At 64.5% G+C, this 20,931-nt stretch carries 20 protein-coding genes; 13 read left to right on the top strand and 7 right to left on the bottom strand.

The window, feature by feature from the left end; all coding sequences use genetic code 11:
- The first annotated feature begins 61 nt into the window (after positions 1-61).
- From puuE to ACZ9H4_RS20325, 4 genes are all read left to right on the top strand, one after another.
- Positions 62-1,012 carry an allantoinase PuuE gene (puuE, locus tag ACZ9H4_RS20340; protein WP_408143894.1) on the top strand — a complete coding sequence of 317 codons (951 nt, stop codon included), beginning with the start codon at positions 62-64 and terminating at the stop codon, positions 1,010-1,012.
- Complete coding sequence (gene uraD, locus ACZ9H4_RS20335) at positions 1,009-1,530, top strand: 2-oxo-4-hydroxy-4-carboxy-5-ureidoimidazoline decarboxylase (protein ID WP_408143892.1); 522 nt, start codon at positions 1,009-1,011, stop codon at positions 1,528-1,530. Before puuE ends, uraD begins: the two co-directional genes overlap by 4 nt.
- Positions 1,531-1,613: 83 nt before the next feature.
- Positions 1,614-2,627, top strand: coding sequence for an allantoicase (gene alc, locus ACZ9H4_RS20330; protein WP_408143889.1), 1,014 nt, complete (start codon positions 1,614-1,616; stop codon positions 2,625-2,627).
- Complete coding sequence (locus tag ACZ9H4_RS20325; protein WP_476120532.1) at positions 2,624-3,136, top strand: ureidoglycolate lyase; 513 nt, start codon at positions 2,624-2,626, stop codon at positions 3,134-3,136. Before alc ends, ACZ9H4_RS20325 begins: the two co-directional genes overlap by 4 nt.
- A gap of 109 nt (positions 3,137-3,245) precedes the next feature.
- On the opposite strand, the gene ACZ9H4_RS20320 is transcribed toward ACZ9H4_RS20325, so the two are convergent.
- From ACZ9H4_RS20320 to uraH, 4 genes are all read right to left on the bottom strand, one after another.
- On the bottom strand, positions 3,246-4,592 hold the full coding sequence (locus ACZ9H4_RS20320; protein WP_408153759.1) for a type II toxin-antitoxin system HipA family toxin: 1,347 nt from the start codon (positions 4,590-4,592) through the stop codon (positions 3,246-3,248).
- Entirely contained in the window at positions 4,589-4,855 is a 267-nt protein-coding gene (locus tag ACZ9H4_RS20315) for a helix-turn-helix transcriptional regulator (protein ID WP_408143884.1), read from the bottom strand. Before ACZ9H4_RS20315 ends, ACZ9H4_RS20320 begins: the two co-directional genes overlap by 4 nt.
- A gap of 276 nt (positions 4,856-5,131) precedes the next feature.
- Positions 5,132-6,325, bottom strand: coding sequence for a urate hydroxylase PuuD (locus tag ACZ9H4_RS20310; RefSeq protein WP_408143882.1), 1,194 nt, complete (start codon positions 6,323-6,325; stop codon positions 5,132-5,134).
- A 282-nt stretch (positions 6,326-6,607) separates the two neighbouring features.
- Positions 6,608-6,961, bottom strand: coding sequence for a hydroxyisourate hydrolase (uraH, locus tag ACZ9H4_RS20305; protein ID WP_408143880.1), 354 nt, complete (start codon positions 6,959-6,961; stop codon positions 6,608-6,610).
- 516 nt (positions 6,962-7,477) lie between these two features.
- Here uraH and ACZ9H4_RS20300 point away from each other — a divergent pair.
- Positions 7,478-8,875 carry an 8-oxoguanine deaminase gene (locus tag ACZ9H4_RS20300; RefSeq protein WP_408143878.1) on the top strand — a complete coding sequence of 466 codons (1,398 nt, stop codon included), beginning with the start codon at positions 7,478-7,480 and terminating at the stop codon, positions 8,873-8,875.
- A 111-nt stretch (positions 8,876-8,986) separates the two neighbouring features.
- Here ACZ9H4_RS20300 and ACZ9H4_RS20295 read toward each other — a convergent pair whose 3' ends face one another.
- Positions 8,987-9,919, bottom strand: coding sequence for a LysR substrate-binding domain-containing protein (locus ACZ9H4_RS20295; RefSeq protein ID WP_408143875.1), 933 nt, complete (start codon positions 9,917-9,919; stop codon positions 8,987-8,989).
- A 250-nt stretch (positions 9,920-10,169) separates the two neighbouring features.
- Here ACZ9H4_RS20295 and ACZ9H4_RS20290 point away from each other — a divergent pair, with 250 nt between their 5' ends.
- The 4 genes from ACZ9H4_RS20290 to ACZ9H4_RS20275 all read left to right on the top strand — a co-directional run bounded on the left by ACZ9H4_RS20290 (position 10,170) and on the right by ACZ9H4_RS20275 (position 15,090).
- Positions 10,170-11,783 carry an ABC transporter ATP-binding protein gene (locus tag ACZ9H4_RS20290; protein WP_408153757.1) on the top strand — a complete coding sequence of 538 codons (1,614 nt, stop codon included), beginning with the start codon at positions 10,170-10,172 and terminating at the stop codon, positions 11,781-11,783.
- A gap of 74 nt (positions 11,784-11,857) precedes the next feature.
- Positions 11,858-12,961, top strand: coding sequence for an ABC transporter permease (locus ACZ9H4_RS20285; protein WP_408143871.1), 1,104 nt, complete (start codon positions 11,858-11,860; stop codon positions 12,959-12,961).
- Between the two features lie 44 nt (positions 12,962-13,005).
- Positions 13,006-13,935 (top strand): ABC transporter permease, encoded by a 930-nt coding sequence (locus ACZ9H4_RS20280; protein ID WP_408143869.1) that lies wholly within the window; start codon positions 13,006-13,008, stop codon positions 13,933-13,935.
- 60 nt (positions 13,936-13,995) lie between these two features.
- On the top strand, positions 13,996-15,090 hold the full coding sequence (locus tag ACZ9H4_RS20275; protein ID WP_408153755.1) for a BMP family ABC transporter substrate-binding protein: 1,095 nt from the start codon (positions 13,996-13,998) through the stop codon (positions 15,088-15,090).
- Positions 15,091-15,317: 227 nt separating this feature from the next.
- Here ACZ9H4_RS20275 and ACZ9H4_RS20270 read toward each other — a convergent pair whose 3' ends face one another.
- Complete coding sequence (locus ACZ9H4_RS20270; protein WP_408143865.1) at positions 15,318-15,524, bottom strand: dodecin; 207 nt, start codon at positions 15,522-15,524, stop codon at positions 15,318-15,320.
- Positions 15,525-15,760: 236 nt separating this feature from the next.
- Here ACZ9H4_RS20270 and ACZ9H4_RS20265 point away from each other — a divergent pair, with 236 nt between their 5' ends.
- The 4 genes from ACZ9H4_RS20265 (at position 15,761) to ACZ9H4_RS20250 (ending at position 20,588) form a co-directional block, all read left to right on the top strand.
- The gene (locus ACZ9H4_RS20265) at positions 15,761-16,732 is read left to right on the top strand and encodes an NAD(P)-dependent oxidoreductase (RefSeq protein ID WP_476120526.1); all 972 of its coding nucleotides are present in this window, start codon (positions 15,761-15,763) and stop codon (positions 16,730-16,732) included.
- A 95-nt stretch (positions 16,733-16,827) separates the two neighbouring features.
- On the top strand, positions 16,828-18,420 hold the full coding sequence (locus tag ACZ9H4_RS20260) for an ABC-F family ATPase (RefSeq protein WP_408143861.1): 1,593 nt from the start codon (positions 16,828-16,830) through the stop codon (positions 18,418-18,420).
- A gap of 244 nt (positions 18,421-18,664) precedes the next feature.
- Entirely contained in the window at positions 18,665-19,855 is a 1,191-nt protein-coding gene (locus tag ACZ9H4_RS20255) for an NAD(P)H-dependent flavin oxidoreductase (protein WP_476120524.1), read from the top strand.
- Between the two features lie 76 nt (positions 19,856-19,931).
- Positions 19,932-20,588 (top strand): OmpW/AlkL family protein, encoded by a 657-nt coding sequence (locus tag ACZ9H4_RS20250; protein ID WP_408143857.1) that lies wholly within the window; start codon positions 19,932-19,934, stop codon positions 20,586-20,588.
- Positions 20,589-20,713: 125 nt separating this feature from the next.
- Here the strand turns inward: ACZ9H4_RS20250 and ACZ9H4_RS20245 are convergent, their stop codons facing one another.
- Positions 20,714-20,917: a DUF1289 domain-containing protein gene (locus ACZ9H4_RS20245; protein ID WP_408143855.1), complete on the bottom strand. Its 204-nt coding sequence runs from the start codon at positions 20,915-20,917 to the stop codon at positions 20,714-20,716.
- Positions 20,918-20,931: the final 14 nt, after the last annotated feature.

Below are 20,931 nucleotides of genomic sequence, written 5' to 3'. Positions count from 1 at the left end.
TGTGCTTGCCGCGTGAGCGCCGCGCGAATTTTACGTACCGTCACCACGCATCCGTCAAACCATGCCACTCGACCCGAACTACCCACGCGATCTGATCGGCTACGGCCGCCACCCGGTGCAGGCCAACTGGCCTGGGCGAGCGCGTGTCGCGGTGCAATTCGTCCTGAACTACGAGGAGGGCGGCGAAAACTGCGTGCTGCACGGCGATCCCGGTTCGGAGCAGTTCCTCTCGGAGATCGTCGGTGCGGCGGCGTATCCGGCGCGTCACATGAGCATGGAGTCGATCTACGAATACGGCTCGCGGGCGGGCGTCTGGCGCATCCTGCGCGAATTCGAAAGGCGCAAGCTGCCGCTCACAGTGTTCGGCGTGGGCATGGCGATCGAACGCCATCCCGAGGTGGCGCGCGCGTTCGTCGAACTCGGCCATGAGATCGCGTGCCACGGCTATCGCTGGATTCACTATCAGGACATGTCGCCGGAGAAAGAGGCGGAGCACATGCGCCTCGGCATGGAGGCGATCGAACGCGTGACGGGCGAGCGGCCGCTCGGCTGGTACACCGGCCGCGACAGCCCGAACACGCATCGGCTGGTGGCCGAATACGGCGGCTTCCTGTACGACTCGGATTACTACGGCGACGATCTGCCGTTCTGGATGGACGTCGACGTGACGGGAGGCGCGCGGGTGCCGCAACTGATCGTGCCGTACACCCTCGACACCAACGACATGCGCTTCGCGAGCCCGCAAGGCTTCAACACCGCGGACCACTTCTTCACCTATCTGCGCGACGCCTTCGACGTGCTCTACGAAGAGGGCGACGAAGCGCCGAAGATGCTGTCGATCGGCATGCACTGCCGCCTGCTCGGACGCCCTGGGCGCTTTCGCGCATTGCAGCGCTTTCTCGACCATATCGAACAGCACGATCGGGTGTGGGTGACGCGGCGCGTCGATATCGCGCGGCACTGGCGCGAACATCATCCTTACCAGCAAAGCAACCGCGGGACGGCCGCATGAAGGCGATGCAATACACTCTGAACCAACTCAACAGCATCTCGGCCGACGCGTTCGTCGCGGCGCTGTCGGGCATTTTCGAGCACTCGCCGTGGGTCGCGGAAATCGCCGCTCGGCAACGGCCGTTCGCGAGCATCGACGAACTGCATCGCACGATGTCGGGCATCGTCGAAACGGCCGGTGACGAGAAGCAGCTCGCGTTGATCAACGCCCACCCGGAGCTTGCCGGCAAGGCCGCGGTGCGCGGCGAGCTGACCGCCGAATCGACGCGCGAGCAGAGCGGCGCGGGCCTCGCGCAATGCACGCAGGCAGAGTTCGACAAACTGCTCGCGCTGAACAGCGCGTATCGCGAGAAGTTCGGCTTCCCGTTCATTCTCGCGGTGCGCGGCTACGACCGTCACGGCATCATCGCCAACTTCGAGGCGCGCGTGAACAACAGCCACGCCGACGAATTGCGCGCGAGCCTCGATCAGATCTACCGCATCGCACGTTTCCGGCTCGACGACCTGATCGACGCGTAGGCCTCCGGTACGCCTGAGACTCGCGTCGCGGCCCTCGAACGGCAACGTTTTTCCAGCACCTTCACACATCAAGGACGACAACGATGGCACTCCCGATTCTCGACCCCAACGCACCGGAATTCACGCGCCGCTATGTGAACCTGGCGGACCCGCGTCTGGGCGCGCAGGCGCTCGAGTCCAGCGACGACTTCTTCGCCCCGAAGGAGCGCATGCTGAATCCGGAGCCGGCCGTCTTCATCCCCGGCAAGTACGATGACAACGGCAAGTGGATGGACGGCTGGGAAACCCGCCGCAAGCGCGTCACCGGCTATGACTGGTGCGTCGTGAAGCTCGCGCGTGCTGGCGTGATCAAGGGGCTCGACCTCGACACCAGCCACTTCACGGGCAACTTTCCGCCGGCGGCATCGGTGGAGGCGGCGCGCGTGATCGACGGCGCGCCGAATCAGTCCACGCAGTGGACCGAGATCGTGCCGTCCACCACATTGCAGGGCAATAGCCACCACTATCTCGATGTGAGCGATGCGAACGCGTACACGCACCTGCGCGTGAACATCTATCCGGACGGCGGGATCGCGCGTCTGCGCGTGTATGGCCAGCCGCAGGTCGACTGGGCCGGCGCGAGCCGCACCGAGCAGTTCGATCTGGCCGCGATGGAAAACGGCGCGTATCTGGTCGCGGCCAACAATCAGCACTTCGGCGCGGCGTCGACGCTGCTGATGCCGGGCCGCGGCGTGAACATGGGCGACGGTTGGGAAACACGGCGCCGTCGCGAGCCGGGCAACGACTGGGCAATTGTCGCGCTGGCGCAGCCGGGCGTGATCGGCAAGATCGAAGTGGACACGGCGCACTTCAAGGGCAATTATCCTGACCGCTGTTCGATCCAGGCCGCGTACGTGAAGGGCGGCACCGACAGCTCGCTCGTCACGCAGGCGATGTTCTGGCCGGTCCTGCTCGGCGAACAGAAGCTGCAGATGGACAAGCAGCATTTCTTCGAAAGCGAGATCGCGGCGCTCGGGCCGGTCACGCATATTCGCTTCAATATCATTCCGGACGGCGGCGTATCGCGTCTGCGTCTGTGGGGCACGCTCGCATCATGAAAACGCTCGCTATCGAACCGCTGACAAAGGAAGCATTCGCCGCGTTCGGCGACGTGATCGAACTCGAAGGCGCGAAGCAGATTCCGATCAACCTCGGCACGACGATCCGCTATCACGATCTCGCGAAAGTGGATGTCACCGACGAGGACGGCCGCACGCTGGTGAACCTGTTTCGCGGACAGCCGCGTACGCTGCCGTTCGAAGTGAAGATGCTGGAGCGTCATCCGCTCGGCAGTCAGGCGTTCGTGCCGCTGAACGACAAACCGTATCTGGTCGTGGTGGCGCCGGCGGGTGAACTGGACGCGGTGAAGATTCGCGCGTTCGTCACGAGCGGCTGGCAGGGCGTCAACTATGCGAAGGGCGTGTGGCACCATCCGCTGATCGCGTTGGGGGACGTGAGCGACTTTATCGTCATCGATCGTGGCGGTGAGGGGCTCAACCTGAATGAGCAGGATCTGGCCGAGTCGCTATGGCTGACTGAAGATGCGTTGAGCGCAGTAGCGGTTTGAGGTGGTGAGCGAAGAAAAGCCCACGGCATACGCCGTGGGCTTTTTTTGCATGCGCGAACCTGAAGCCTGAACGCACCTTCAGGCGCCACGGGAAACAACGCCCGAAGCCTCAGCGCTTACCCAGCAGCGGCGAGCGTCCAATCACTTCGCGTGCCCGTTCGACCGGCTCGGGCGCGGAAAACCCGGCGGCTTCGATCGCCGGTTTGAGCCCCCTGAATGGCACACTCTTCTTCGGCGAGCGCAACGCCGTCATGCCGTCGTCCCACGCGTGCAGCATCTGTTTCGCGACCGTGTGCCACTGCGGTTCGTTGCGTGCCGCTTCGATCACCTCATGACCGACGGCAACCGCCGAATCGCACAACGCCTCGACCATCTGCGCGTATTGCCGCGGTGCGATGCCCATGCGCGTGTTGAAGAAACGCTCCAGCGTCTTGCCGGCCGCCCAGGTCTTGCGGCCGTCGATCGGCAGGCCCGGCGGATTGGCCGCGAAACGCGGATAAGCCTGCGTCGTGACGATGTCGTAGACGGGCGTGAACGCGACGTCGTCGACCGAGCTGTAGAACAGCGCGATGTTCTTCGTGTGGCAGTCCGCGTTGCGCACGACGTAGTTGGTCAGCAAATGCCAGCCGAGCTGCTGGAGCTGCTGCCGCATGCTGTCGCGATCGAGCAGATAGGCGCGCGCGGCATTGAGCATTTTCTCGCTGGTCGAATTGTATTTTTCGTGCGGCGGCAAACCCAGCAGGCCGCACATGTCTTCGACGCCATACGCGGGCAGTCCTTGTGCATCGACGTCGAAGCGCTCGACCACCAGCGCCCGGCCATCGTCCGACATCTGCGTGCGCGCCACCGGCGCGACGCCGAGCCGTTCCAGCACGCGCATCGAGTAGAACTCGTTGAAGCCGAGGAACGGCGTGCTGTCGTCCGAGCCTTTGACGATGTGGCGGCTGGTTCGGATGGTCGGCTTGCCGAGCACCATCGGCGCGGCGGCGCCGGCCGCCTGTTCCTGCGGCGCGATGAACTTCGGCACGGCGCCCGAGATGGCCGCGCGCGCATATTCGCGCACGAGCTGCGCGAAATGATCGGCGGTGTTGTCGCCATGCAGAATGTCCTGAACGTCGAGCGCTTGCAGTTCGGTGCCGGGCGCGACGCCTTCGGGTGTTACGGTGACGCGGCCGATGCCCATCGCGCCGACCACCGCGAGCAACGACAGGTCGGTGCCGTCGAGCAACGGACCGAACTGCTCGCGGATCAGATTCAGCAGATAACCTTCAGGCAGGTTCTGCCGGAAAAACGGATGCAGGTCGCGCGGCCAGCGCCAGGCTTCTTCGCGCACCGGCATGGTCAGGCTGACGAAGTCGGCGGCGCGCGCGTCGGCGTTGTATTTGAGGACGTAGTCGTCGCGTTCGCGAAACAGCGTGGCGACGTTCCTGCCCAGCACCTGGACGTCGAGCCTCACTGGTTTGGCTCCGGGCTGCGTTGTTCAGCGAGGATGTCTTCCAGCGTGCGCCCATGCCCATGCGCGACGAACTTGAGGTCGTAGCCTGCCGCTTCGAGCAGACGCAGCAGCACGGACACGCTCATGTCGTTGCGGGCGAGCGTTTCCATGCGCGCGACGGTGGTGCGCGCCACGCCGGCGCGGCGCGCCAGTTCCTCTTGCGACAGGTTGTTTTCGCGCCGCAGCGCTTTCAGCATGTCCGATACGTCGGCGAGATGGGTCATATGTAGCCCTGGGGCATCAATTTCGGCAATTAGTATCCATATTGTAGCCCATGGGTTACAAAAACACTTTTGAAATTTGTGTCTCAAGGGCTACATTTTATCGATTTTCGAGAGTTTTTGTAGCCTAAGGGCTACATGTTGATGGGGGGACCGTCCTGACCCGTGCCCGGCCACGCCCTTCAGGACGAAAAAAAGCGGGCTTGCCGCTCGCGCGAAAAGCCCGCTTCATGCCGCTGCGTCGATAGGTAAGCCGAACCTCGCGTCCGGCCGCCGCGCTTACTTCGCCGCGCCTCCTTCGAACCAGGCCGCGATTTTCATGCGCTCGTCGTCGGTCATGTGCGTCACGTTGCCGAGCGGCATCGCCTTCAACGTCACGGCCTGCTGATAGATCCGCTGCGCGTTCTGCGAGATTTCATCGGGCGTATCCAGCAGCACGCCGGCCGGCGCGCTGCCCATCATCGTCGGATGCGCGGAGTGGCAGGCCACGCAGCGCTGTTGCAGCACGGGCGCGATGTCGGCCACCTTGACCGCCGGCGTGTTCGCGGCCTGCGCTTGCGGCACGAGCGGCTTCGGCATGGTCCAGAAGAGTGCGCAGAACATCAGCGCAATGCCGACGAGCGGCAGATACCACAGCACCTGGCCGCGGTGGCGCATCACGAAGAACTGGCGGATCAGCGCGCCCGCCAGCATGATGACCAGCAGCACGGCCCAGTTGTACGGATGCGTGTAGGTCATCGCGTAGTGGTTCGACAGCATCGCGAACACCACCGGCAGCGTGAAATACGTGTTGTGCACCGAGCGCTGCTTGCCGCGCTTGCCGTAGATCGGGTTCGGCGTGTCGCCTTTGAGCATCGCGTCGACCATCTTGCGCTGGCCCGGAATGATCACGAAGAACACGTTGGCCGACATGATCGTCGCCAGCATCGCACCCATGATCAGATAGGCCGCGCGGCCCGCGAAGATATGGCACGCGAGCCATGCTGCGATCACCACGTACACGCCGACGCAGATGCCGAGCACCTTGTCGCGATTGCCGAGGATGCGGCACAGCGAGTCGTACACGATCCAGCCGGCCGCGAGGAAGCCGATCGCCGATGCGACGGCGACCACCGGGCCCATGTCGAGCACGTTCTTATCGATGAGATACGTGGTCGGCGAGAACAGATACAGCACGGTGAAGAGGCCGAAGCCAGACAGCCACGTGGTGTACGACGGCCACTTCGACCAGTGCAGATCGTCGGGCATTTCCGGGGGCGCGACGGTGTACTTCTGCATGTTGTAGAAGCCGCCGCCGTGCACGTGCCACAGTTCGCCGAACACGCCGCGCCGGCGCTGGTTCGGGTCCTGCGGCGGTTTCAGGCTGTTGTCGAGCGCAACGAAATAGAACGACTCGCCGATCCAGGCAATCGCGGCGACGACGTGGAACCAGCGAATCGCCAGATTCAACCAGTCGGTGATAAAGCCTTCCATGACACTCCTCCACTTCTGATTCGTTGTACGCGCGATGACGTTCGGCGCCGCGCTGGACCCGTCTGACGGATCTCGGGCCGCCCGGGCTCACCGCGCTGACTGCGGGGTCGAAGACGCGGTGCGCTCAGTTCGCACGGCGTCGATTTGTTATGGGTCTCAGGTTCGTCGGGTCGGGAGAGGCCATGTGCGTTCGAATACGTTTCGCGGGTGCTCGCGAGGCATCAGGAAAGTGCCGGCGAGCATCTGCGCAATGCAATCGGACATGGCCGGCGCCAACGCCTTCTAGCTGCCTCGATACGTGCTGTACGACCACGGCGACACCAGCAGCGGGACGTGATAATGCGCAGCGGCGTCGGCCACGCCGAAGCGCAGCACCACACGATCGACGAAACGCGGCTCCGGCACCTTCGTGCCGATCGACGCGAAGTAGTCGCCCGCGCCGAACACGAGTTCGTATTCGCCCGCGACGAGCGCGTCGCCCTCCAGCAGCGGCGCGTCGCAGCGGCCGTCGTCATTGGTGATGGTGGTTTTGAGCGCGCGGCGCGTGTCGCCCGCCAGCGCGAAGAGTTCGACCTTGATGCCCGCGCCGGGACGGCCGTTCGCGGTGTCGAGCACATGGGTAGTGAGCTTTCCCATTCGCAATTTTCCTTGTGTGTTTGCGAGGTTTCGGCGGCAGCCCGATCCAGATACGTTTGCGGCGGATCGAGGCTCCACGTCAGTGGCTACATACCCGTCGGCGAATTGAAGCGAGCGCCGTGGCAGCCATTGTAAAAAGGTTGTTCCGTTCAGCGCGCGCGAGATAGGAAAGATAATACCTGGCGCATGTTGGACAACCCGACGAAAGTCGCAACGAGTCGCTTGCGTCGACTGCTGCGCGTCGCTTCGATCGTAGCGGCGCCAAAAAAGGCCCACTATATCGATAGCCTGAACTTGGGTATCGCATTGGCGCGAGTTGCCATGCTTATTTTGGCCGTCGAAGGTTACACCTGTGCGCCGCAGCGCAGACGAGCCGGCTGCGGCACACCCCGAAGACGGCGAAGCACGCCGGGTAACCGGGCCAACGGCGTTCGACGGGACGCGGCGGCGCGGTTGGCGGGCCGCCACATCGCGTTCGAGCGGCTTTGCACGGAAGTACTGAAGCGGAGAAAACGAATGACGATGGAACAGGTGGCACACCAGTCGGGTAAGCCGAAGAAAACGATGCTGGTCAAGCACGCGGACGTGCTGGTCACGATGGACGGCGCGAGGCGCGAACTGCGCGACGGCGGTCTGTATATCGAGGACAACCGCATCGTCGCGGTCGGGCCGACGGCGCAGTTGCCGCCCACCGCCGACGAAGTGCTCGACATGCGCGGTCACCTGGTCATCCCGGGCCTCGTGAATACGCATCACCACATGTATCAGAGCCTCACACGCGCGTTGCCCGCCGCGCAGAACGCAGAGCTGTTCGGCTGGCTCACGAATCTGTACAAGGTGTGGGCGAATCTCACGCCGGAGATGATCGAAGTCTCGACGCTGACGGCGATGGCCGAACTGCTGCTGTCCGGTTGCACGACGTCGAGCGACCATCTGTATATCTATCCGAACGGCAGCCGGCTCGATGACAGCATCGCGGCGGCACGGCGGATCGGCATGCGGTTTCATGCGGCGCGCGGCAGCATGAGCGTCGGGCAGAAGGACGGCGGCTTGCCGCCGGATTCGGTGGTCGAGCGCGAAGCGGACATCCTGAAGGATACGCAGCGGCTGATCGAGACGTATCACGATGAAGGGCGCTACGCGATGCTGCGCGTGGTCGTCGCGCCGTGCTCGCCGTTTTCGGTGAGCCGCGAGCTGATGCGCGAGTCGGCGGCGATGGCGCGTCAGTATGGCGTGTCGCTGCATACGCACCTCGCGGAGAACGTCAACGATGTCGCATACAGCCGCGAGAAGTTCGGCATGACGCCCGCCGAGTATGCGGAAGATCTCGGTTGGGTCGGCCACGATGTGTGGCACGCGCACTGTGTGCAACTCGACGACGCGGGCATCGAGCTGTTCGCGCGCACGGGCACCGGGGTGGCGCACTGTCCGTGTTCGAACATGCGGCTTGCATCGGGCATCGCGCCGGTCAAGCGGATGCGTCTCGCGGGCGTGCCGGTGGGGCTGGGCGTCGACGGCTCGGCTTCGAACGACGGCGCGCAGATGGTCGCCGAAGTGCGCCAGGCGCTGCTGTTGCAGCGGGTCGGTTTCGGGCCCGACGCGATGACCGCGCGCGACGCATTGGAGATCGCGACGCTGGGCGGCGCGAAAGTGCTCAATCGCGACGACATCGGCGCGCTCGCGCCGGGCATGGCGGCGGACTTCGTGTCGTTCGATCTGCGTCAGCCGCTGTTTGCGGGCGCGTTGCACGACCCGGTCGCGGCGCTGGTGTTCTGCGCGCCTTCGCAGGTGAGCCATAGCGTAATCGGCGGCAAGGTGGTGGTGAAAGACGGCCAGTTGACGACGTTGGAACTCGGGCCGGTCATCGAGCAGCACAACCGGCTGGCGAAGACGCTTTACGAAGCGGCGGCGTAGAAGAGAAAAGCGAAGAGAAAAGCGGGGAGCGCGGGCGAACAGGGCGCAGGGATGCCGTCGTCATGCACGGTACACGCCCGCCACCCGCGTAACAGGCTGCGCAACGAGCCGTCAGGGTTTGTCGATCAACGTCCTGGTCGCTTCGGCGACCAGACTGCGCAGCCAGCGCACTTCGTCGGAGTAATGCACGCGTTCGTGCCACAGCTGGTAGTACTGCATGGGCGGGAAATCGAGCGGCGCGGGCACCACGGTCAGCGGCAGGAACTTCGCGTAGTAATCGGCAAAGAGGCGCGTCGTTGTGAAGATCAGATCGGATTTGATCAGCACGTACGGCGCCAGATTGAAGTACGGCAACGTGACGACCACGTGACGCTTCAGGCGCTCGCGCGCGAGATGCACGTCGATCGCGCCGCGCTGGCCCACCGAATAAGGCGTCGGCGCGAGATGCGGGGCGTTCAGGTACTGGTCGAGCGTGAGGCCGCCGCGTTTGGCGAACGGATGGGTGGTGCTCATCAGGCAGACGATCTGATCGACGAACAGATTCGACAGATGCAACTGCTCCGGCGGCTCCGGCCAGTTGCCGACCACGATGTCGAGCTTGCCGTCCTCGAGCGCGAGTTCGTAGTCGAAGGCGGGACCGAGCGAGTGAAATTCGAGCGTCGCGTTCGGCGCGGCCTGGCGAAAACGTTCGACCACCGTCGGCACGAACAGCACGTTGAGGTAGTCGGGGCAGCCGATCCGGTAGCAACGGATCGAGGTCGCCGGATCGAAGTTGTGCTGCTGGAACTTGATGCGTTCGATTTCGCGCAGCGCGTTCTGCACAGGCTCGAGCAGGCGCAGGCCGTACTCGGTCGGCACCATGCCGGATTTGCCGCGCACCAGCAGCGGGTCGCCGGTGATGTCGCGCAGCCGGCGCAGCGCCGCGCTGATTGCAGGTTGCGACTGATTCAGTTTGACGGCCGCGCGGGTGACGCTGCGCTCCATCAACAAGGTGTGCAAGACGCGCAGTAGGTACGTATCGATCGCCTCGCGTTGCTGGCTCATGACTTCTCCGAAATATATGTTCTGGCTGATCGAACGGGCGTGGGGGTATATGCGTTTTAATATGAACGAAAAACGACGTCAAGGGTGGCATACCCGCAGAGCGCGCTGCGGCGCGGGTTTGCGGGAATTTTGATGGCTCGACTGAGCGGGTCGAATTAGGTATTGTCATCCGGTTGTGGTGACGGATCGTCCGCCGGCAAGGTGGGCGGACGCGCCGGAACCGGTAGTCACTGACGCACTACGGAATCACATGAGCGACTCTTCTTATAGCGACGGCGCCGCCGCGCAGCCGGCACCGAGGCCGACCCAGACGGCACCCCGGGCGGCGCCCCGGCTGATGCTCCAGGGCATCAGCAAACAATACCCGGCAGTGCGCGCCAACGACGACGTCAGGTTGATCGTCGCCCCGGGCGAAATCCACGCGGTGCTCGGCGAAAACGGCGCCGGCAAAAGCACGCTGATGAAGATCATCTACGGCGCGGTGCGGCCCGACGCCGGTGAGATTCGCTGGGAAGGCGAGGTGGTGGAGATCGCGAACCCGGCGGCGGCGCGCAAGCTCGGCATCGGCATGGTGTTCCAGCATTTTTCGCTGTTCGAGACGCTCACGGTCGGCGAAAACATCGCGCTCGCACTCGACGAACCGTTCGATCTGAAGACGCTTGCCAAACGCATCCGCGAAGTCTCGGCCGACTACGGGCTCGACATCGACCCGCAGCGTCACGTGCACAGCCTGACGGTGGGCGAGCGGCAGCGCGTCGAGATCGTGCGCTGTCTGCTGCAGAATCCGCGCCTCCTGATCATGGACGAGCCGACTTCGGTGCTGACCCCGCAAGCGGTGAGAAAGCTCTTCGCGACGCTGCGCCGGCTGGCGGCCGAAGGCTGCAGCATTCTCTACATCAGCCACAAGCTCGACGAAATCCAGGAACTGTGCGACAGCGCGACGGTGATGCGCGGCGGCCGTGTGACGGGTCACGTGAAGCCGAAGGGCGAGACGCATGCGTCGCTCGCGCAGTTGATGGTCGGCCATTCGCTGCCCGATTACACGCGCCGCGAGCACAATCCGGGCGCCGTGCTGCTCGACGTGAAGCAGTTGTCGGTGGAGAGCGACGACCCGTTCGGCACGTCGCTGCACGACGTGTCGTTCGGCGTGCATGCGGGCGAGATTTTCGGCATCGCGGGCGTGTCGGGCAACGGCCAGGCGGAGTTGCTCTCGGCGCTGTCCGGTGAAAAACGCGGCGTGCGCGCCGACGCGGTCACGATTTGCGGCAAGGCGGCCGGGCGTCTCGGCGCGGGCGGCCGGCGCGCGCTCGGTTTCGGCTTCGTGCCGGAGGAGCGCCTGGGCCGTGGCGCGGTGCCGGCGATGTCGCTATCGGAGAACGCGCTGCTCACCGCGCATCGTCAGCAGATGGTGAGTTCGGGCTGGATCAGGGCGGGCGCGATGCGTGCGTTCGCCAAGCGCTGCATCGACGCGTTCGATGTGCGTTGCGGCGGCCCGGACGCGCTCGCGCAAAGCCTGTCCGGCGGCAATCTGCAGAAATACATCATGGGGCGCGAAATCCTGCAGGCGCCCAAAGTGCTGGTGGTCGCGCAGCCGACATGGGGTGTCGACGTCGGCGCGGCGGCGTTCATCCGTCAGCAGCTGCTCGATCTGGCGGCGCGCGGCGTCGCGATTCTGGTGATCTCGGAGGAACTGGAAGAGCTGTTCGACATCTGCGATCGCCTCGCGGTGCTCGCCGGCGGCCGGCTCTCGCCGGTACGCGCGACGGGGGCGACCAATGCCGAGGAAATCGGCCGCTGGATGGCGGGTCTGTTCGGCGGGCGCGAGGGCGCGGCGCCGTCGGCGGAACAGGCGGCGCACGCGTAAAGCGCGCGAGGCGAGAAGAGGCGAGCCGCGTCGTTCGAGCTTCACAACCAGAACCAATAACTCACACGCTACCCATGATTCTTCCTTATCGACTCGAAGCACGTACGACGCCCTCGCGCACGATGCAGTTCGCCGTGCCGCTGATCGCCGCGTTGCTCACGCTCGCGATCGGCTTTCTGATTTTCAGCCTCGTGGGCCGCGATCCCTTGCAGGCGATGCACGCGTTTTTCATCGAACCGCTGTCGAGCGTGAACGGCTGGTCCGAACTGCTGCTGAAGGCGTCGCCGCTGTGCCTGATCGGCCTCGGCCTCGCGATCGGCTATCGCGCCAACGTCTGGAACATCGGCGCGGAAGGGCAGATGCTGCTCGGCGGCATCGCCGCAAGCGGCGTCGCGATCTATTTGGATCAAGCCACCGGCTGGTGGATCCTGCCGACCATGATGATCGCCGGTGTGCTCGGCGGCATGGCGTGGGCGGCGATTCCCGCACTGCTCAAGAGCCGCTTCAACACCAACGAAATTCTCGTGAGCCTGATGCTCACGTACGTGGCCACGCAACTGCTGATCTATCTGGTGAGCGGCCCGTGGCGCGATCCGCAGGGCATGAATTTCCCGCTTTCGGAGATGTTCAGCGGCGATGCGCTATTCCCGACGCTCTACGGCGACTGGCACTGGAAATGGCTGCGCGGCACGCGGCTGAACGCGTCGGTGTTCGTCACGCTGATCGCGATCCCGCTCGTGTGGCTCTTCATGCGCAAGAGTTTCGCGGGCTACCGGATGAACGTCGGCGGCCTCGCGCCGCTTGCCGCGCGCTATGCGGGCTTCTCCGACAAGAAAACCATCTGGACGTCGCTGCTGATCAGCGGCGGTCTCGCGGGTCTCGCCGGAATGGGCGAGATCGCCGGTCCGATCGGCCAGCTGCAGGCGACCTGGTCGCCGGGCTACGGCTTCACGGCGATCATCGTCGTGTTCGTCGGACGGCTGCATCCGGTCGGCATCGTGCTCGCGAGTCTCCTGATGGCCTTGCTGTATCTCGGCGGCGAAGCGGTGCAGACCTCGATGCAATTGCCGCAGGCGCTTTCCGGCGTGTTCCAGGGGCTGTTGCTGTTCTGCCTGCTGGGTGCCGACCTGTTCGTGAACTACCGTGTGCGCCGCCGCTCGCTGGCCGCCGCTCACTAATCAGGCTCACCAACCAGGCTCACTGATCTTTTCGCCGGACTTCCATGGATATTCAACAAGCCAGCGCGCTCACCTCGAGCGCCGTCACCGCCGCGATCCCGCTGATGTTCGCGGGCGCGGGCGAACTCGTCACCGAAAAGTCGGGCGTACTCAACCTCGGCGTCGAAGGCATGATGCTGATGGGCGCCGTGACCGGCTACGCGGTCACGACGATTACCGGCAACCCGTGGGTCGGCGTGCTCGCCGCGATCGGCGCCGGTCTCGCGATGTCGCTGCTGTTCGCGTTTCTCACGCTGACCATGCTCGCCAACCAGGTCGCCACCGGCCTCTCGCTGACAATCTTCGGCATTGGCCTGTCGGCCTATGTCGGCAAGCCGTACACGTCGGCCGCGGTGCGCGCGACCATCGACACGTGGACCATTCCCGGTCTCTCCAAGATTCCCGTGCTCGGCCCCGCGCTCTTCAGCCTCACGCCGCTCGATTACCTGGCGTTCCTGATGTTCGCCGTGATCGGCTGGTTTCTGTACCGCACGCGCGCCGGGCTGGTGCTGCGCTCGGTCGGCGAATCGCCGCAGGTCGCGCACTCGGTCGGCTTTCCGGTGATCGGCGTGCGCTACGGCGCGGTGGCCTTCGGCGGCGGCATGGCGGGGCTCGCGGGCGGCTACTATTCGATCGTGAATCTGCATCTGTGGCAGGAGAACCTGACCTCGGGCCGCGGCTGGATCGCGCTCGCACTGGTGGTGTTCGCGACGTGGCGCCCCGGGCGCCTCCTGATCGGCGCGCTGCTGTTCGGCGCGGTGACCGGCCTGCAGTTTTATGCGCAGGCGATCGGCGTGCCCGTGCCGACGCAATTCCTCGCGATGCTGCCGTATGTCGCGACGGTCGTCGTGCTGGTGCTGATCTCGCGCAATCCGAACACGATCCGTCTGAATGCGCCGGCATCGCTCGGCAAGCCGTTTTTCTCGGCGGGCTGATCGGGCAGCCCGCGACCCTACGTTTCCTATTATTCGACCAACACGACAACAGGACCCAACATGAAGAGAAGAAATCTGCTGACCGCTTTCGCGTGGGGCGCGGCTTCGCTCGCGCTCGCAGCGCCGCTCGCGCAAACCGCGCAGGCCGCCGACGCGCCGGGTGTCGCGTTCGTCTATCTCGGCAATCCGGGCGATGCCGGCTGGACCTTCGCGCACGACCAGGGCTCGCGCGAAGCGGAAGCGAAGTTCGGCAACAGGATCAAGATCACGCGCGTCGAGAACGTGCCGGAATCGGCGGACTCGGAGCGCGTGTTCCGCGATCTGGCGAACAAGGGCAACAAGATCATCATCGGCACGAGCTTCGGCTTTCAGGACTTCCAGCTGAAGGTCGCGAAGGATTTCCCGGACGCCGTGTTCCTGCACGCGACCGGCTACAAGAAGGCGCCGAACTTCGGCACCTACGACGTGCGCATGTACCAGGGCGCGTATCTGGCCGGCGTCGCCGCGGGCTACGTGACGAAGACCAACACGCTCGGCTTTGTCGCGTCGGTGCCGATTCCGGAAGTGGTGCGCAACATCAATGCGTACACGCTCGGCGCGCGCTCGGTGAATCCGAAGGTGCATACGAAGGTCATCTGGATCAACAGCTGGTTCGATCCGGGCAAGGAAAAGCAGGCGGCTGAAACGCTGATCGGCCAGGGCGCCGACGTGCTGCTGCAGAACACCGATTCGAGCGCGACGCTCGCCACCGCGTCGGAAAAACACGTGCATGCGTTCGGCTGGGATTCGGACATGAAGAAGTTCGGTCCTGAAGCGCATCTCGGTTCGGTGGTCGCGCACTGGGGCGTGTATTACAACGCGGCGATCCAGCAGGTGCTGGACGGCAAGTGGAAGAACGATCCGGTGTGGTGGGGCATTCCGCAGAAGGCCGTCAACCTGGAGAATCTGAACACCTCGGCGATTTCGGCCGACGCGCAGAAGCAGGTCGCCGCGAAGCGCGACGAACTGGCGGGCGGCAAGTGGGACGTGTTCACCGGCCCGATCAAGGATCAGTCCGGTGCGGTGAAGGTGCCGGCCGGCAAGACGCTGACCGATCCGGAACTGCAACGTCTGAACTGGTACGTGGAAGGCGTGGACGGTTCGCTGCCGAAGTAAAGCGTCACGCTGAGCCGCTGCTGCCCGGCGCTGCACGCGTGGCTTCGCGATCGACCAGGCGGCGGTCCCGGCAACCGCTGCTTTGAGGAGCTGCGTCCAGTACGGACGCAGCTTTTTTTGTTGCGGACCGGGCGCTAGCGGGGCGCTCACGTTTTGCGCACATGCCAGGCCTGTGCCGCTGACCTGTCAACGCGCGCCGGCCCCCAGCGCCGGTTGCCGCAGTTGCGTTATTCGATCCGCAAGCCAACCTTGATCGTCACCTGCCAGTGGGTGACCTTGTCGTCTTCGATCTGGCCCCGCGTTTCCGTGACTTCGAACCAGTGCAGATTGCGCAAGGACTTCGACGCTTTGGCAATCGCGGTCTTGACGGCGTCGTCGCTCGATACCGTCGACGAGCCGGTTAGTTCGATCTGTTTGTAGACGTGGTCTGACATGAGCTTCCTCCTTGGTCTTCGTTGGTGTCCAGAAAGTATAGGCAACGGGAAACGCGGCACGTGTGGCACGTGTGGCACATGCGGTGGCAAACGCGCTGGCAAATGCGCTGGCACACGCGGCACGCGGCCGGCCTATCGGCCAGCAGTGCCGCACGTCGTGTGCCCGGTAGCCGGTGACGGTGCGCGGCCGTTATCATGTCCGCGCAACTCAATCCGACAGCCGACGAGGTTCGAAAGTGGAAATTGGTTTTTGCGGTCCCGGCCTGATGGGCGCGCCGATGATCCGGCATCTGCTGCGCGCGGGGCATACCGTGCATGTGTGGAATCGCACGCGGGCCAAGGCCGAAGCGCTGGTGGCGGAGGGCGCGCGCGTCGCCGATACGCCGCGTGAGCTGGCCCTGCGCTGCGAAGCGGTGCTGCTGTGCGTCGCCGACGCGGCGGCGGTGGAGGAGACCGTGTTCGGCGCAGCGGGGCTGTTGAGCGGCGATGCGGCCGAACTGGTCCGGCTGCGCTGGATCGTCGATCACTCGAGCATTCCGCCGGCCGCGACGCGCGCGTTCGCGCAGCGCGCGGCGGCGCTGGCCGCTTCGTTCGCATCGACGTTCGCATCGACGTCCGCAGCGACGTCCGCGGCGGCGCAGCAGGGCGCGGGTGAGGCGCGCGTCGGCTGGATCGATGCGCCGGTGTCGGGCGGCGTCGCCGGCGCGAACGCCGGCACGCTGGCGGTCATGGCGGGCGGCACGGCGAGCGATGTCGCGGCCGTCAAGCCGCTGCTCGATGCCTACGCGTCGCGCGTCACGCATATGGGCGAAGTCGGCGCGGGCCAAACCGCGAAGCTGTGCAATCAGACCATCGTCACGGCGACGCTGGCCGCGATCGCCGAGGCGGTCAGCCTCGCGCAGCGCAGCGGCCTCGACGCGGCGAAACTGACCGAGGGGCTCGCCGGCGGCTGGGCCGACTCCGTGCTGTTGCAGATCTTCGTGCCGCGCATGACGCAGACCGGCCTCGCGCCGATCGGCGCATTGCGCACCTTCCAGAAGGACATCGACACGGTCGCGGCCACCGCCTACGAGACCGGCACACCGATGCCGGTGTCGTCGACGGTCCAGCAATTGTTGCGGCTGGGCGCGGCGATGGGGCTTGCCGAGGCCGATCTGTCTGCCTTCATCGACGTTTTGCAGACGCCGCGCGGCGCCGCGGGCGGGTAACACGAAGTGCGCGGCGAGGTGCGTGCGGGTTGAATTCGCGATAACCTGCTAAAATATTGGGTTTTTCGCCGATATCACATTCAAAGGGACGCGCCGTGCTGTCTACCGCCAACATCACCATGCAATTCGGGCCGAAGCCCCTCTTCGAGAACATCTCGGTCAAATTTGGGGGAGGCAACCGCTATGGCCTGATCGGTGCGAACGGTTGCGGCAAATCCACCTTCATGAAGATTCTGGGTTCCGACCTGGAGCCGAGTTCGGGCAACGTGATGCTCGAACCGAACATTCGCCTCGGTAAATTGCGCCAGGACCAGTTCGCGTACGAAGACGTGCGCGTGCTCGACGTCGTGATGATGGGCCACGCCGAAATGTGGGCCGCGATGACCGAGCGCGACGCGATCTACGCGAACCCCGATGCCACCGACGACGACTACATGCACGCAGCCGAACTCGAAGCGAAGTTCGCCGAATTCGACGGCTACACCGCCGAAGCGCGCGCGGGCGAACTGCTGCTCGGCATCGGCATCGCGATCGAAGACCACAACGGCCCGATGAGCAACGTGGCGCCTGGCTGGAAGCTGCGCGTGCTGCTCGCGCAGGCGCTGTTCTCGAAGCCGGACGTCCTGCTGCTGGACGAACCGACCAACAACCTGGACATCAACTCGATCCGCTGGCTGGAAGACGTGCTCAACCAGTACAACTCGACGATGATCATCATCTCGCACGATCGACACTTCCTGAACCAGGTCTGCACACACATGGCCGACATGGACTTCGGCACGCTGAAGGTCTATCCGGGCAACTACGACGACTACATGCTGGCGAGCACGCAGGCGCGCGAGCGTCAGCAGAACGCGAACGCGAAGGCGAAGGAACGCGTCGCCGACCTGCAGGACTTCGTGCGCCGCTTCTCGGCGAACAAGTCGAAGGCGCGTCAGGCCACCAGCCGTCTGAAGATGATCGACAAGATCAAGATCGAGGAATTCAAGCCGTCGTCGCGGCAGAATCCGTTCATCCGCTTCGAATACGAGAAGAAGCTGCACAACATCGCAGTGGTGGCCGAGAAGATTTCGAAGAAGTACGAGCGCACCATCTTCAACGACTTCAGCATCAGCGTGCAGCCGGGCGAGCGGATCGCGATCATCGGCGAGAACGGCGCGGGCAAGACCACGCTGCTGCGCTCGCTGCTCGGCAAGCTCGAGCTCGATCACGGCAACGTGAAGTGGGCGGAGAACGCGAACGTGGGCTACATGCCGCAGGACACGTACGAAGAGTTTCCGAACGACGTCACGCTGATGGACTGGATCGACGGCTACCGCCAGGAAGGCGACGACGAGCAGATGGTGCGTGGCACGCTCGGCCGCCTGCTGTTCAACGCGGACGACATCCGCAAGTCGGTCAAGGTGCTGTCGGGCGGCGAGAAGGGCCGCATGATCTGGGGCAAGCTGATGCTGGGCCGCCACAACGTGCTGCTGATGGACGAGCCGACCAACCACATGGACATGGAATCGATCGAGTCGCTGCAGATCGCCCTCGACAAGTTCGAAGGCACGCTGATTTTCGTGTCGCACGACCGCGAGTTCGTGAGCGGCCTCGCGAACCGCATCATCGAAGTGAAAACCGATGGCACGTTGAACGACTTCGGCGGCAACTACGAAGACTTCCTGCTGAGCCAGGGCGTGCAGTAAGCGTCATCGGCGCACGCGCGACCGGCATGACATTGCATCGCAAAGCCCGCTTCTTCGAAGCGGGCTTTTTTATTGGGCGTGCGGCGTATCGTCTCGTATTGCATTGAGTATTCGCTTCGGATGATCGGCATCAATCAGATACCACGCACACCACCTCCATTCGCGGCCGTATTGACCTGACGCAAAGGCCCCCGCGCCCGAAGCTCGATTATCAAACCTTTGATAATTCATCATCGGGCCAGTCATGCTCAATTCTCACTCCTTCCCGCCGCTGGTGATCCGCGGCCGCCCGCTGCTGCCGATCGTGCAAGGCGGCATGGGCGTCGGCGTCTCGGCTCACCGGCTCGCCGGCAGTGTCGCCCGCGAAGGGGCGCTCGGCACCATCGCCAGTATCGATCTGCGCCACCATCATCGCGACCTGGTGGAACTCTGCCGTCAGTTCCCCGATACGGCGACGCTCGAACACGCGAACCTCACCGCGCTCGCGCGTGAAATCCGCGCGGCCAGAACGCTCGGCGAAGGCCGCGGCATGATTGCCGTCAACGTGATGAAAGCGGTCAGCGCGCAGGCCGACTACGTGCGCGTGGCCTGCGAGAGCGGCGCCGACGCGATCGTGATGGGCGCGGGCCTGCCGCTCGATTTGCCCGATATGACCGCGGCGCACGACATTGCGCTGATCCCGATCCTGTCGGATAGCCGCGGCGTCGCACTCGTGCTGAAGAAGTGGATGAAGAAAGGCCGCTTGCCCGACGCCGTCGTGATCGAGCATCCGGCCCATGCGGGCGGGCATCTCGGCGTCGGCAACCTCGCCGATCTGCACGACCGGCGCTTCGACTTCCTGCGCGTGCTCGAAGAACTCGAGACCGTATTCACGTCGCTTGGCCTCAAGCGTCAGGACGTGCCGTTGATCGCCGCGGGCGGCATCAACAGTCACGAGGCCGTGCGTGAGCTGCTGAACGCGGGTGCGAGCGGCGTGCAACTGGGCACGCCGTTCGCCGTCACCGAGGAAGGCGACGCGCATCCGAACTTCAAGCGCGTGCTGGCCGAAGCGACCCCCGAGGACATCGTCGAATTCGTCAGCGTAACGGGTTTGCCCGCGCGCGCCGTGAAGACGCCTTGGCTGATGCGCTATCTGCGCCACGAAGCGAAAATCCGCGAGAAGGTCGGCGCGCGCAAACACGCATGTCCCACCGCGCTCGAATGCCTGAACGTGTGCGGTTGGCGCGACGGCATCGAAAAGTTCGGCCACTTCTGCATCGACACGCGACTGGCCGCAGCCTTGCGCGGCGACGTCGCCAACGGGCTGTTCTTTCGCGGCCGAGAAGCATTGCCGTTCGGCACGGCGATTCGCAGCGTTCACGATCTGATCGAACTGCTGCTGACCGGCGCGACGCGACCGGCTGTCGCAGGGCGCTGGTCGTTCTCGCTGGGTTGATGCGGGTCAACGCGCGGCCCGATGGGAGCTTCGACAATCCCCGCACGACATCGACATTCATCACACGGGGAAGCACATGAAGTACTCACTCAGAAAAAAAATCAACGCCGCCGCTGTTGCAGCGAGTCTGCTCTGCGCGGCCGCGCTGGCACCGCAGGCACGGGCCGCCGGCGACGACGCGATGAGCGGCATTCACGCCGGCGACGTGCTGGTGCGTCTGCGCGCGATCAGCATCATTCCGAACGTGAGCACGAGCCAGACGCTGACGGCGCTCAACGTGGGCGTCAACAATGCGATCGTGCCCGAGCTGGATCTGACCTACATGATCCGCGACGAACTCGGCGTCGAGCTGATTCTCGCCACGTCGCGCCATCAGGTGACGTCGAGCCTTGGGGGGCTCGGCGGCGTGAACGTGCTGCCGCCCACGCTATTGCTGCAATATCACTTCAATCACGCGGGGCGCATTCGTCCGTATCTGGGCGCGGGTTTGAACTACACGCTGTTCTACAACAACGGCCTGAGCGCGGGCGGCCAGCCTATCTCGATCAGCAATCACAGCTTCGGTCCCGCGTTGCAAGCCGGTATTGACGTGCAGGTGACCAGGTCACTGTTCGTGAACGCAGACATCAAGAAGATCTGGATGCACACGGACGCGTCGCTCGGCGGTCAGTCGCTCGGCAGGTTGAGCATCGATCCGGTGATCGTCGGTCTGGGTGTCGGTATGAAGTTCTGATGACGGCGCGGCGCTCGCCGTGTACGGCTCGCCAAAAGAAACGCCGGGAGGGATCCCGGCGTTGTTTATGGTCGCAAGCTGTGCGGGCGCCGGGCCTATAGCGGCACCAAAGACCGCGCGAGACTTTAGAGCTTGTCGTGCTGAAAGCGCATCGCGGTGCCTTCCTGCTCGATGCGCACCCACACGGCGCGCTTTTCCTCGTCGCTCAGGAACACCCAGTTGGACACTTCGGTGGCGGTGCGGCCACAGCCTTTGCAGACGTCGTCGAAGAGGGTTGAACACACGCCGATGCACGGGCTGTCGGGAAGATCGTGGAGATTCGAAGACATCGGAAACCTTGGCG

Source organism: Paraburkholderia sp. TE9906 (assembly GCF_056279605.1).
Note: the sequence above shows the minus strand (reverse complement) of the source record. Positions and strands in the feature narration are given on the sequence as shown.

Coding starts and splice junctions, on each gene's coding strand:
- ACZ9H4_RS20310 (WP_408143882.1), bottom strand. CDS start 6,325: ATGGAAGGCTTTATCACCGACTGGTTGAATCTGGCGATTCGCTGGTTC.
- ACZ9H4_RS20315 (WP_408143884.1), bottom strand. CDS start 4,855: ATGACCCATCTCGCCGACGTATCGGACATGCTGAAAGCGCTGCGGCGC.
- ACZ9H4_RS20255 (WP_476120524.1), top strand. CDS start 18,665: ATGCTCAATTCTCACTCCTTCCCGCCGCTGGTGATCCGCGGCCGCCCG.
- puuE (WP_408143894.1), top strand. CDS start 62: ATGCCACTCGACCCGAACTACCCACGCGATCTGATCGGCTACGGCCGC.
- ACZ9H4_RS20250 (WP_408143857.1), top strand. CDS start 19,932: ATGAAGTACTCACTCAGAAAAAAAATCAACGCCGCCGCTGTTGCAGCG.
- uraD (WP_408143892.1), top strand. CDS start 1,009: ATGAAGGCGATGCAATACACTCTGAACCAACTCAACAGCATCTCGGCC.
- uraH (WP_408143880.1), bottom strand. CDS start 6,961: ATGGGAAAGCTCACTACCCATGTGCTCGACACCGCGAACGGCCGTCCC.
- ACZ9H4_RS20285 (WP_408143871.1), top strand. CDS start 11,858: ATGATTCTTCCTTATCGACTCGAAGCACGTACGACGCCCTCGCGCACG.
- alc (WP_408143889.1), top strand. CDS start 1,614: ATGGCACTCCCGATTCTCGACCCCAACGCACCGGAATTCACGCGCCGC.
- ACZ9H4_RS20325 (WP_476120532.1), top strand. CDS start 2,624: ATGAAAACGCTCGCTATCGAACCGCTGACAAAGGAAGCATTCGCCGCG.
- ACZ9H4_RS20275 (WP_408153755.1), top strand. CDS start 13,996: ATGAAGAGAAGAAATCTGCTGACCGCTTTCGCGTGGGGCGCGGCTTCG.
- ACZ9H4_RS20295 (WP_408143875.1), bottom strand. CDS start 9,919: ATGAGCCAGCAACGCGAGGCGATCGATACGTACCTACTGCGCGTCTTG.
- ACZ9H4_RS20280 (WP_408143869.1), top strand. CDS start 13,006: ATGGATATTCAACAAGCCAGCGCGCTCACCTCGAGCGCCGTCACCGCC.
- ACZ9H4_RS20245 (WP_408143855.1), bottom strand. CDS start 20,917: ATGTCTTCGAATCTCCACGATCTTCCCGACAGCCCGTGCATCGGCGTG.
- ACZ9H4_RS20300 (WP_408143878.1), top strand. CDS start 7,478: ATGACGATGGAACAGGTGGCACACCAGTCGGGTAAGCCGAAGAAAACG.
- ACZ9H4_RS20270 (WP_408143865.1), bottom strand. CDS start 15,524: ATGTCAGACCACGTCTACAAACAGATCGAACTAACCGGCTCGTCGACG.
- ACZ9H4_RS20290 (WP_408153757.1), top strand. CDS start 10,170: ATGAGCGACTCTTCTTATAGCGACGGCGCCGCCGCGCAGCCGGCACCG.